The organism is Rhodococcus sp. 05-339-2, from assembly GCF_002258965.1.
GTDB lineage: Bacteria > Actinomycetota > Actinomycetes > Mycobacteriales > Mycobacteriaceae > Rhodococcoides.
The window spans coordinates 309,516-321,360 of the sequence record NZ_NOYW01000004.1; the positions used below are offsets into that span (position 1 = coordinate 309,516).

Here is an 11,845-nt window from a genome sequence, read left to right on the forward strand (position 1 = left end):
GAGGGGGAACACCATGCGCCGGACCACTACCCATTCGGTGGACCACGAGATTCTGACATTCGGCCGAACCTGGCGTGGATACGGCGGTGGCAGCGACGAGGACATCTACGTGGCATTCGGCGTCGACGCGCGTACCTACTTCCAGCGACTGCGTCGCATACTGGATTCGCCGGTCGCCGAGGAGCTGACGCCGGACGAGCGGGCCGCGATCGCCGACATCTGCCGGTTGCGACTCGCCTGAGCCACCCCTACACCGGCGTCAAGAGCTCCGGGCTGTTGTTCTTCACGCTGTTCACCGCGGTACTCACCTCGTAGGGCTCGAGCCGTGGTTCCGGGATCGCGGCCAACAGGTCTCGCACGTCACCGAGGTCCGTCACCGCAGGGTCGAGCCAACTCGCGCGCAGATCCGGCGGGAGCACGACGGGCGAGCGATCGTGGATGTGGCCGAGCGCATCGGCGGCAGGCGAGGTGAGCACGGTGACCGACCAGACCCAACGTGCTTCGTCGTCCTCGGCCTTGGTGGGGTCTCGCCACAGCTCGTACAACCCGGCCATCGCGAGCACGCCGTCCTGGTGCAAGAAGTACGGCACCTTCGCTCCGTCGCGCTTCTCCCACTCGTAGTACCCGTCGGCAGGGACGATGCATCGCCGACGGCTTGCCGCCTTCTTGAACGACGGCTTCTCGGTGATGGTCTCGGATCTGGCGTTGATCAGTCGGGAACCGATTTTCGCGTCCTTGGCCCACGACGGAATCAGGCCCCACCGCACCGACCGCAGTTGCCGCACGGCGTCGGCCTCGGGTTCGTCCTTCGGCGACCGTTCGAGCACTGTCCGCACCGTCTGTGTGGGGGCCACGTTGTACGACGGTGGCACCTCCGCACCGACGGTCTCGGCGATGTCGAACACCGCCTGCAGGTCGCTGTCACTCCGGGTACTGGCATACCGTCCGCACATGGAACGAGATTGTTCCACCCGGCACCGACAACGCGCTCGAACAACCCCGCGCGAAACAACCTCGTGGAAACCGATACCGCCCACCTGGCACGATGTGACGGGTGACCACTCCGCAGATCCACTCCCAGCCGCGTTATCGCACGTTGCAGCAATCGACGAAGCTGCAGAACGTGCTGTACGAGATCCGCGGACCGGTACACGCCCATGCCGCCCGGCTCGAGGCCGAGGGGCATCGCATCCTCAAGCTCAACATCGGCAATCCGGCACCGTTCGGATTCGAGGCCCCCGACGTGATCGTTCGGGACATGATCGCGGCGCTGCCGGTGGCCCAGGGGTACTCGGAGTCCAAGGGCATCCTGTCGGCGCGACGGGCCATCGTGACGCGCTACGAGCTCGAACCGGGTTTCCCCGAGCTCGACGTCGACGACATCTATCTGGGCAACGGAGTCTCCGAGCTCATCACGATGACGATGCAGGCGTTGCTCGACGACGGTGACGAGGTCTTGATCCCGGCCCCGGACTACCCGCTGTGGACGGCGATGACGACGCTGTCCGGTGGCAAGGCCGTGCACTACATGTGCGACGAGGAGAACGGGTGGAATCCCGATCTGGCGGACATCGAGTCCAAGATCACACCGAAGACCGTCGCACTGCTGGTGATCAACCCGAACAATCCGACCGGCGCGGTGTACTCGAAAGAGGTGCTGCAAGGCATCGTCGATCTGGCGCGCAAGCACCAGCTGCTGTTGCTCGCCGACGAGATCTACGACCGGATCCTCTACGACGACGCAGAGCACACCTCGCTGGCGAGCCTGGCTCCCGACCTGCTGTGCCTGACGTACAACGGCCTGTCCAAGGCGTATCGGGTGGCCGGGTACCGCGCCGGATGGCTGGCGATCACCGGACCGAAGGCTCACGCCGCAGGTTTCATCGAGGGCATCGACCTTCTCGCGTCGACGCGGCTGTGCCCCAATGTGCCTGCGCAACATGCCATTCAGGTCGCACTCGGCGGATATCAGAGTATCGAGGATCTGATCCTGCCCGGCGGCCGACTGCTCGAGCAGCGCGACGTCGCGTGGGAGAAGCTCAACGCGATCCACGGCGTCTCGTGCGTCAAACCGCGGGGTGCACTCTATGCGTTCCCGCGACTCGATCCCGAAGTCCACGAGATCTACGACGACGAGAAGCTCGTCCAGGATCTGCTGCTGCAGGAGAAGATCCTGGTGGTTCAGGGCACCGGATTCAATTGGCCCGGCCACGATCACGTGCGCATCGTCACGCTGCCGTGGGCACGAGATCTGGCCGTGGCAATCGAGAGGTTCGGCAATTTCCTCGCGTCGTACAAGCAGTGAGACACGAAGTTACCGAAAAGTAGTTGAAAGTGATGCACAAAACATCGGGGCGATCCCGCCTGAACGACGAATGATCTGTACATTGGCGGACGGCACTTCGGTGCCCGCGAGCCCTGGTCGTACCCCTCCCCCCCCGGGTCGGTCAGGTGGTGGCGGGGGACGCCCCCCCTGCTCCCCGCCACCGAGCTCCTCGCATCGGCCACTAGCCTGACACCGTGGAATCACACGGCAGTCCTTCCGACGGCAGTAAATCGAGCCTCGGATCTCATGTGGGTCATGGTCATGGTCACGGTCACAGCGACTCACCGGTGCCGTTGGGACCGGTGGCGGCCAAGGTCGTCGTCGGACTGCTGGTCGCCATAGCCATCGCCGTGATCGGCGGGGCCATCGCTCTGTGGCCCAGCCAGCAGAGCATCGACATCCCGCTGCCGTTCCAGACCGCAGGCGGTGGAGCGGTGTCCACCGAGGCAGGCACCATCACCTCGCAGAGCATCGGGCCGTGCGGAAGTCCCGACGCAGGCCGGGCGTTCACCGGCGACCCGACGCCTGCGGTCAACGACTCGTACGAATGTCAGCGCAGCATCGTCGACATCACCACCGGTGCCGACGCAGGCAAGCGCACGGTTCTCGAGATCGCGCCCGGGCCCGGCCAACCAACCCTGAGCGCCGGTGAGGACATCCGGCTGGTCGTGCAGACCGACCCCGCCGGTGGAGTCCGCTACTCCTTCAACGACTACTCCCGCGGACTGCCGCTGGCACTGATCGTCGGCGTGTTCGCCGTGGTCATCTGCGTCGTCGCGCGCTGGCGGGGATTCCGAGCACTGGTCGGGCTGCTTATCGCGTTCGCCGTGCTGGTGGTGTTCATGCTGCCCGCCCTGCTCGACGGTGCACCCGCCATTCCGGTCGCCCTCGTCGCCGGGGCGGTGATCCTCTACGCCGTGTTGTATCTGGCGCACGGGGTGAATCTGCGCACCAGCTCGGCGCTGCTGGGCACTCTGACCTCCATGGCGGTGGCGGCGGTGCTGTCCTACGTCGCCATCCGTATGACCCACCTGACCGGGTTGTCCGAGGAACAGAACACCGCCGTACAGACGTACATCGGCAACGTCAGCGTCACCGGCCTGCTGTTGGCCGGCTTCATCATCGGCTCGCTCGGAGTGCTCAACGACGTGACGATCACGCAGGCCTCGGCCGCCTTCGAGCTCGCCTCGGTGGACGAGACGGCGTCGCGGCGCGAGATCTTCACCGCCACGATGCGGGTGGGGCGTGACCACATCGCCAGCACGGTCTACACGCTCGTGCTCGCCTATGCCGGTGGTGCGCTGCCGCTGCTGCTGCTCTTCAGCGTCGCCGACCGGTCCATCCAGGACGTACTCACCGGCGATTCGGTGGCCATCGAGATCGTTCGGTCCGCGGTGGGCGGTGTGGCGCTGGCGTTGTCGGTGCCGCTGACCACGGCGATCGCTGTGCTGTTGGCGCGGCCGATCACCGTCGTAGGAACCTCGAACCGAGCAGAGCGCCGGGCCGCGGGACCAACCCGCAAGACCCGGCGCTCCGGCCGCCACAGTGCGTAGAGCGGCTTCGCCCCATGTGAGCAGAAGTTCGTAGTGGGCTACGAATTTCCGTGCACGTGCGGCGCAGCCGCTCCTCAGGCGAAAGCGGCCGCGACGGTTTCCGAGAGCAGGGCGCCGTTGTGCGTGCTCAGTCCCGCCTTCAGACCCGGGTCCGCCTCGCATGCAGCTTCCCAACCCTTGTCGGCGAGGGCGACGACGTACGGCAGGGTGGCGTTGGTGAGCGCGTAGGTGGAGGTGCGCGGCACGGCACCGGGCATGTTGGCGACGCAGTAGAACACCGACTCGTGCACCTTGTACGTGGGATCGGCGTGGGTGGTTGCGTGCGAATCCTCGAAGCAGCCGCCCTGATCGATGGCGATGTCGACCAGAACCGAACCCGGCTTCATGCGCTGAACCAGGCTGTTGGACACGAGCTTCGGTGCTTTCGCGCCGGGCACCAGTACGGCACCGATGACGAGATCTGCTGCCAGAACGGCCTGTTCGAGTTCGTAGGCGTTCGACACCAGCGTCTTGACGGCCCCGCGGTACTGATCGTCGATGGCGCGCAGCGCCTTCACATCGAGATCGAGCACGGTGACGTCGGCGTGCATGCCGAAAGCGATTGCAGTGGCGTTCTTTCCGGAAACGCCGGCTCCGATGACGACGACGTTGGCGGGCCGCACTCCGGGAACTCCGCCCATGAGAACTCCACGTCCGCCTTCGCTCGACATCAGGTGGTAGGCACCGGCCTGGGGCGCGAGGCGTCCGGCAACCTCACTCATCGGTGCGAGCAACGGCAGGGAACCGTCTGCCGCAGTGACGGTTTCGTAGGCGATGGCTGTGGTACCCGACTCCAGGAGCGCGTCGGTGCATTCCTTGGATGCGGCGAGATGCAGGTAGGTGAACAGCACCTGCCCCTTGCGCAAGCGTGAATACTCCTCGGCGATGGGCTCTTTGACCTTGAGCAGCAGGTCGGCCGTCTCCCAGACCTCGTCGACATCGGTGAGGATCTGCGCACCGGCGGCCTTGTAGTCGGTGTCGGTGAACGACGATCCGGCCCCTGCCTCGGTTTCGACGATCACTTCGTGTCCTCGCGAGACCAGTTCGTGCACGCCCGCCGGGGTGATGGCCACCCGGTATTCGTGGTTCTTGATCTCGCGTGGAATTCCGATCTTCATGGCGGCCTCCTCGGTGGTGGGTGACGTGAAGCCGAGGCTCCATCCGTGTAGGCCAACTATGAATTATCTACGAAATCGACGCAACGGAAGTGAACATAATTCTGTACAGTCGAGAAATGGCACGCAATAGTTCATTCGAGGGGGTCGAACAGGGTGCGCAGCCGAACGATGTTCGGCCGGTCCCCCTGGACCGAATCGACCACATCCTGCTCGACGAGCTCCGCCGCGACGCCCGCACACCCAACAACGCGCTCGCCGCGGCGGCCGGTATCGCTCCGTCCACCGCACTGGCCCGGGTTCGCGCCCTCGTCGAACGCGGTGTCATCCGCGGCTTTCACGCCGACATCGACCCCGAGGCTCTCGGCCAGGGCATCCAGGCCATGATCTCGGTGCGGCTGCAAGCAGATGCTCGACGCCGCATCAGCGAATTCGGATCGAAGATCGCCTCGCGGAAGGAGACGCTGAACATCTACTTCATTGCCGGTGCGGACGACTTCCTGGTGCATGTGGCGACCGTCGACACCGCCACTCTGCGCGACTTCGTCGTCGAGAATCTCAGTGCCGACCCGGCCGTGGCCGCCACCGAGACCATCCTGATCTTCGAGCACATCCGACCGCGAAACAAGCACGCGGACAAGTGAGTTCGATCAGGGAGCGGGAGGAGCGACCGGCGGGAACACCGGCAACGTGAAGTCCGGGAAACCCGGGATCAGCGGCGGCGGCTGCTGCGTCGTCGTCGGAGGAACGGACTCGACGGGCGGCGGCGGTGCGGGCTCGGCCGTGGTCGTCGTCGGCTCCGGCGTCCACGGCTCCTGGTAGACCTCGGTCTCCGGCGGCACCGTGGTCGGTGCAACGGTGGTCTCCGGTGCGGGCGGCGGCAACACAGGAGCCGGCGCCACGGACGTGGGCACCGTCGTGGTGACCGCCGGCACCTCCGCCTGGGTGCGACTGACCGAGGTGTCGACCACCTGCGGTGTGTTCTGTTGAGTGAGCATGAACGCGGAGACGCCCACCACCGACGCAAGACCCAGTGCGAGAACACCTCCGGTGCGAAGCCTGCGCCGAGCCCGGGTGCGATCGTCCTCGCCATCGTCGTCGTCGTAATCGGCGTCGAGCCAGTAGACGTTCTTCAGCTGGAACGGAACCGGCTTGCCGTCGTCGGTTGCCTCGGACTGGGCAACAGAGCCCTCGGCAGACGAATCCCCCGTGTTCGTACTCAACGCAACGACCTCCCCGTCGACCCGCGCCCCCTGCACGTGGTCGTCGAGAACATCTTCCACTACCGGTGTCGTGTCCGAAACCGTTTCGACTGCACCGGACTCCGACGAGTCGGTGAATCTCGAGGACGCGAAACCCTCCACCGTTTCGATCGGCTCGGCCGGGACGTCGGACACCGCAACATCGGACACCGGGACATCGGACACCGTGTCCTGAGACTTCGAGCCCTCGCCGATCGGTGCCGCCGCGATCCAGGGACGGGCGGGGACGGGACGCGCTGCAGTGGGCCCTGGCGCTGGTGCGGCCGGCGCGGCGTGCTGCGAATCGGCGCGAGCCGGGACCGGCCGGACCGGAGCGGGCAGCGGAGGTGGCACCGGAGCAGGTTCCGCGCGTACCTGCGACGTGGGTGCGATCGGTGCGGCGGACTCCACCGGCCGACGAGCGTCTGGCGATCGTCGGGTTCCGGTTCGCGTGCGCGAATGCGGCCGTGCCGTCAGTGCAGCCCCACGTGCCGCGACGGTCTCGGGCTCGGTCGGCACGATCGACGGCAGTTCGAGCAGCGGTCCGACGCGTTGCTGCACGATCGGCATGCGTGCGCCGCCGCCGATCAGCACGACGGCGTCGATGGGAACGTTGGCCCCGATCATCACCTCGCGAGCGAACTCGATGGCCTCGTCGAGCAGGTCGGTGATGAGCAGCTCGAAGTTCTCACGGGAGAGCAGGATCATCCCGCTCGCATCGGGCAGGCACACCGCGTCCTGGGTGGACAGGCGTTCCTTGGCGATTCGGCAGCGCTTCTCGAACAGCGCCATGTCCGGGTCGGTCGACTGCTTGCCGAGGCGTTGGAGCTGATTGTTGCGGACGTAGGCGTCGATCAGATCTCCGCTGTACTCACCGGATCGCTGCGAGGCGACGACGGTGCGCTGAACCAGGTCCACGACGCTGACGGTCAGTCCGGAACTTCCGAGGTCGAACAGGGCCACGGAACTGCAGTTGCGGGCTTCACCGGTCGCCGCCAGGTACTCGACGACGGCTTCCACCTCGTGGACCAGGTGATAGTTGTGCAGGTGCGCACCGCTGAGGGCAGCATGCAGGGCGTCGGCCTGACGGGGGTCGCGGTAGGCCACGCCGGTGGCGAGTTCGGGCTCGGTTTCGGCTGCCGCACCGATCGATTCGGCGGCCAGATGCGGAAGGTCCCCGCCGACGCTGTCGATGAGTTCGTTGCGGAAGAACAGCGGCCGGTCGATGTCGCTGACCAGGCCGGAAGGATCGGCGACCGGTGCCCCGAACTGCTCGGCTCGGGGCTGCGCCGTGCGCACGGCTCGGGTCCCCATGGACACCCCAAGCAGCACAGTCACGCGTCAGGCCTCACTTCGATCGACAATGTTTCTCGGACGCGGTACACCCCGTCCAGAGCGCCAGGCTACCGCTTCGGCCGAATCGGCGGGGCGCGCGCCCCGGTGGGCTGCGCACCCGCGCGTGACGGAACCGGTCGCGTTCCCCGAGCGGCCCGCGCGAACGAGACCCCCGGTCTATTCCGGCAGCTCCGGATCGACGACCGGTTGGTACATCTCGCCGTCGTAGCTGAAGGCACGCTCGTACAGGTCCGCGTCGGACAGTCGAGCGGGCCCGAGGACAGGCAATTCGACGGGACCCGGCGCAGCCTCGTCGGCGGGACCCGCGGCGGCGGAAAGGGCCGCGGCGAACGTGGAATCGAAGGGAATCTGCTGGTCGATCAGCGGGGTGGGTGGCGGCGTGTTTCCTCGGGTGAACACCAGTCCCACCACCGCGACGATCAGCACACTCACAGCGGCGAGTACGGACGCGTCACGAATCGACCAGGTGCGGCGGCCGCGGCGTACCGGCTCGGCAACGACGCCGGGCTCGGGTACAGCCGGTTCCGACACCTCGGGCTGGAGGGGTACGGGTACGAGAAGGTCGGTCTCGAAGGTGGTCGACGGGATCGTCAGGTCCTCGGTCGCGAGTTGGTCGACGGTCAGGCCGTCGACCATCCACTCCTCGACGGGGTCGAGGACGAAGGTGTCCGGTGCATCGAGGGTGTCGGGAGCGGCGAGCGCCTCGGGTGCGTCGAGCAGTTCCGACGCGTCGTCCGGAACAGTGATTGTTCCCACATCGGCGTCGAGCGAGGCTCGGGCGGGTCGTTCGTCGAGTGCCGCGCCTTTGGCGACGGCCATCGCAGGGGCGTCGGGCACGTGGACCGGGACGTTCCACTTGTCTTCGATGATGCTGCGCACTGCGGGAATGGCTGCACCGCCGCCGATCAGCAGTACCGCGTCGGGTGCCTGCTTGGAGGCCCAGTCCAAGGCGTCGGAGACCAGCGGAGTGATCTCTCGCTCGAACTCCTTTCGGCTGAGCAACATCGGGCCGCGGTTGGGAGCCCTGACGCCCACCGACGAGCTCACCAGTTCCTTCAGTTCCCGGAAGAAGGCCTGGTACTCCTGGTCGCCCTCGGGTCCGACGGGAGCCGGCAGAATTCCCTTCGCCATCACGATGCCTCGGACCACTTCGTCGAAGCGGTCGCCGCTGATGTCGACGGTGCGTGCGGTCCACTCGACGTACTCGCCTGCGACGTCGAGTGCGGTGGCCGAGAGTCCCTTCTTGCCCAGGTCGACGACCAGGACGTAGTCCTTGTCGGCCAGTTCCGGAACGGTGCGGGCGTAGGCGAGAAGGGCGCGGGACTCGTCGACCATGCGGGCTTTCGGCACGGTGCCGTCGCCGAGGGTCTCCAGCAGAGCCGTCACGGCTGCGGTGTCCCACCCGGCGAGCACGATGTCCTCGAACGGTCCGAGGTCGACGAGCTTGCCCGGCAGCAGGTCGTGTGCGCCCTCTGCGTCGATGGAGTCCTCGACGCGGCGGCCGTCGGCGATGTACGCGATGCGCACGGCACCGGTACCCACTGACACCCCGCAGACGCCACCCATAGACCAGACAGTCCTTCGCAGATTGTGTTTCGACGCCCGATCGGGCGTCCGTACGAGCCCCCGCTCCACTCGAAGTGTACGGCGGTCCTCGAACCCGATGCGGGCATCCCGGTAACGCTACTAAACAATCTACGATATTGTTTGGAGGGGTCTGGGGAGACTTTGGGTCGAAAAGGCGCACAGCCAGCCGACCCTGAGTCGACGACGAGGCCGTCCGGTCTCGTGGTTAACGCGATCGGTGGAGGTTTCGATGCAGACGCTCAATGCTCACGACGTGGTTCGAGTGCGAACCGTTCTGGAGAAATTCGGAAAACTGCCGGTCCCCGTGGAGGGCATCGACGAGGCTGCCGATCTCTACGACAGCGGCCTCACCTCGCATGCCAGCGTCAACGTGATGATCGCGCTCGAGGACGAATTCGACGTCGAGTTCCCCGACACGATGCTGCAGAAGTCGACGTTCGGCAGCATCAACGCGATCGCCGCGGCCATCGCCCAGCTGACGGACTGAGGCCATGACCACCGTCTACGAGAGCTCGATCGACCAGTCGATCACCGACGTGCTGGCCGTACTGCGGACCTATGCCGACGAGGTCGACCGCGATGCCCGTTTCCCCACCGAATCGGTGGATGCGCTGCGCGACGCCGGCTTGCTCGGGGTCGGAATTCCGCGGGAGTTCGGCGGAGGCGGGGCAACACTGACCGACATAGCGCGGATCTCGCGTGCTCTCGGTGCCGAGTGCGCATCGACGGCGATGATCTTCGTGATGCACCAGTCGCAGGTGCTCAGCATCGTCCGCCACGGCAAGTCCGACGCGATGGCAGACCTGCAGCGTCGCATCGTGACCGATCGCATACTGGTGGCGTCTGCCACCACCGAGATCAACATCGGCGGCGACGTTCGCTCGAGCAGCTGTGCGGTGGAGTACGACGGCGAGCAGATCACGCTCAGCAAGAACGCACCGGTCATCTCCTACGGCGAGTACGCACAGATCGTGTTGGCGACGGCGCGGCGCAGCGTGGACAGCCCGCCGAGCGATCAGGTGCTCGTGGTGTGCGAGAAGCCCGACGTGACGCTGGTCAAGACCGGCACCTGGGACACCCTCGGCTTCCGTGGCACCTGCAGTCCCGGCTTCATGCTGGAGGCACGCACGACGACGTCGAACATCCTCGGCGACAACTACGGCGACATCTCCGCTCAGACCATGCTCCCGGTGGCGCACGTGCTGTGGGGATCCGCGTGGCTCGGTATCGCCGATGCCGCGGTCACCAAGGCCCGCAAGTCGGTCCAGAAGGCCGCACGCAAAACTCCGGGAACGCCGCCGCCGAGCGCGCTGCGTCTCGCGGAGCTGATGGTGGTGCACGAGCAGTTGGTGGACACGGTGTTCGGTGCCGCAGCCAAGTTCGAGGCGATCGCCGACAGCCCCGCGGAGCTCGGAGCCATCGGTTTCGCGCTCAAGATCAACAACGTCAAGGTCACCGCGTCCTCGCTCGTCATCGACATCGTCGGCAAGGCTCTGCAGATCTGTGGCATCTCCGGCTACCGACAGGGCGGCGAGATGAGCATCGGCCGTCATCTTCGTGATGCACACGGGTCCGCGATCATGGTCAGCAACGAACGCATTCTGGGTCACAACGCTCAGCTCTCCCTCGTCTACAAGGGCAAGTGATGACTACCACGCATTCCGCACCGGAGACAGAGATCAGCGAACTCGACTCCGCCCGAGCAGCTTTCCGCGCCGAGCTCATTGACGCCGGTTTGTTGGTACCCAGTTCGATTCCCGGATTGTACGGGCGCAGTGGCGAATTCGAGGACATCATCGAGTTCGTCGACGCCAGAGTCACCGCGGCCGGGGTCGCCGAACACGGCCGTCAGGCCACCAGGTTTCGATTCGCTCCGGTCTTTCCGCGAGAAGCGTTCGAGCGCACCGACTACATCGCGTCGTTCCCCAACCTCACCGGTGCGATCAACACGTTCGAGGGCGACAACAAGGCCCACGCGGAATTGTTGGCCGAACGGTCCGACGGCAAGGACTGGGATCACTTCCTCCAGTCCGCGGGCACCATGCTGGTCTCGGCTGCGTGCCACCCGTCGTACTCGATGCTCACCGGCACGCTGCCCGAAGAGGGCACGCTGATGGACATCTACGGCTACTGCTTCCGGCACGAGCCCGCCGTGGATCCGGCTCGGATGCAGGCATTTCGGATGCACGAGTTCGTCCGAGTCGGCACCCCCGACGAAGCAGTGGCACACCGCGAACGCTGGGTACCGCGCGGGCTCCAGGTGCTGGCGGATCTGGGACTGGAAGCCGAGGCGGTCATCGCCAACGATCCTTTCTTCGGTCGCGCCGGACGCATGCTCGCGGCGAACCAGCGCAACGAGAACCTCAAGACCGAACTGGTCGTCAAGCTCTACGGAGATCTCGACGAGGGCACCGCGGTCGTCTCGTGCAACTGCCACCGTGATCACTTCGGGCACACCTTCGGCATCGAGACCGTCGACGGTGAACCCGCCCACAGCGCGTGCGTCGGTTTCGGCATGGAACGCATCGCACTGGCGATGCTCCGCACCCACGGACTCGATCGATCGGGCTGGCCTGCCGCACTGCGCAACTGATCGTTCCCGCTTCACCCGTGTACGTACACGAAGGA

11 protein-coding genes are annotated in these 11,845 nt (G+C 66.0%); 7 read left to right on the plus strand and 4 right to left on the minus strand.

Going from position 1 to position 11,845, the window contains the following annotated elements; translation table 11 throughout:
- Positions 1–13 precede the first annotated feature (13 nt).
- On the plus strand, positions 14–241 hold the full coding sequence (locus CH273_RS02445) for a DUF3263 domain-containing protein (RefSeq protein ID WP_032396086.1): 228 nt from the start codon (positions 14–16) through the stop codon (positions 239–241).
- 7 nt (positions 242–248) lie between these two features.
- On the opposite strand, the gene CH273_RS02450 is transcribed toward CH273_RS02445, so the two are convergent.
- Complete coding sequence (locus CH273_RS02450) at positions 249–953, minus strand: SOS response-associated peptidase (RefSeq protein WP_032396367.1); 705 nt, start codon at positions 951–953, stop codon at positions 249–251.
- 101 nt (positions 954–1,054) lie between these two features.
- Here CH273_RS02450 and CH273_RS02455 point away from each other — a divergent pair, with 101 nt between their 5' ends.
- Both CH273_RS02455 and CH273_RS02460 read left to right on the plus strand, forming a co-directional pair.
- Positions 1,055–2,305, plus strand: coding sequence for a pyridoxal phosphate-dependent aminotransferase (locus CH273_RS02455; protein ID WP_032396087.1), 1,251 nt, complete (start codon positions 1,055–1,057; stop codon positions 2,303–2,305).
- Between the two features lie 215 nt (positions 2,306–2,520).
- Positions 2,521–3,879 (plus strand): YibE/F family protein, encoded by a 1,359-nt coding sequence (locus CH273_RS02460; protein WP_052049706.1) that lies wholly within the window; start codon positions 2,521–2,523, stop codon positions 3,877–3,879.
- Between the two features lie 74 nt (positions 3,880–3,953).
- Here the strand turns inward: CH273_RS02460 and ald are convergent, their stop codons facing one another.
- Complete coding sequence (gene ald, locus CH273_RS02465; RefSeq protein WP_032396089.1) at positions 3,954–5,036, minus strand: alanine dehydrogenase; 1,083 nt, start codon at positions 5,034–5,036, stop codon at positions 3,954–3,956.
- Between the two features lie 116 nt (positions 5,037–5,152).
- Here ald and CH273_RS02470 point away from each other — a divergent pair, with 116 nt between their 5' ends.
- On the plus strand, positions 5,153–5,677 hold the full coding sequence (locus tag CH273_RS02470) for an Lrp/AsnC family transcriptional regulator (RefSeq protein WP_032396090.1): 525 nt from the start codon (positions 5,153–5,155) through the stop codon (positions 5,675–5,677).
- 6 nt (positions 5,678–5,683) lie between these two features.
- On the opposite strand, the gene CH273_RS02475 is transcribed toward CH273_RS02470, so the two are convergent.
- Both CH273_RS02475 and CH273_RS02480 read right to left on the minus strand, forming a co-directional pair.
- Positions 5,684–7,612, minus strand: a complete 1,929-nt coding sequence (locus CH273_RS02475) for an Hsp70 family protein (RefSeq protein ID WP_032396091.1) — start codon at positions 7,610–7,612, stop codon at positions 5,684–5,686.
- A gap of 174 nt (positions 7,613–7,786) precedes the next feature.
- The gene (locus tag CH273_RS02480; RefSeq protein ID WP_179275406.1) at positions 7,787–9,178 is read right to left on the minus strand and encodes an acetate and sugar kinases/Hsc70/actin family protein; all 1,392 of its coding nucleotides are present in this window, start codon (positions 9,176–9,178) and stop codon (positions 7,787–7,789) included.
- Between the two features lie 268 nt (positions 9,179–9,446).
- Here CH273_RS02480 and CH273_RS02485 point away from each other — a divergent pair, with 268 nt between their 5' ends.
- The 3 genes from CH273_RS02485 to CH273_RS02495 are packed head-to-tail and all read left to right on the plus strand — an operon-like array spanning position 9,447 to position 11,810.
- Complete coding sequence (locus tag CH273_RS02485) at positions 9,447–9,704, plus strand: acyl carrier protein (protein ID WP_032396368.1); 258 nt, start codon at positions 9,447–9,449, stop codon at positions 9,702–9,704.
- A gap of 4 nt (positions 9,705–9,708) precedes the next feature.
- Complete coding sequence (locus tag CH273_RS02490; protein WP_032396093.1) at positions 9,709–10,863, plus strand: acyl-CoA dehydrogenase family protein; 1,155 nt, start codon at positions 9,709–9,711, stop codon at positions 10,861–10,863.
- Positions 10,863–11,810, plus strand: coding sequence for an amino acid--[acyl-carrier-protein] ligase (locus tag CH273_RS02495; RefSeq protein ID WP_032396094.1), 948 nt, complete (start codon positions 10,863–10,865; stop codon positions 11,808–11,810). The genes CH273_RS02490 and CH273_RS02495 overlap by 1 nt, the downstream gene beginning before the upstream one ends.
- Positions 11,811–11,845 lie beyond the last annotated feature (35 nt).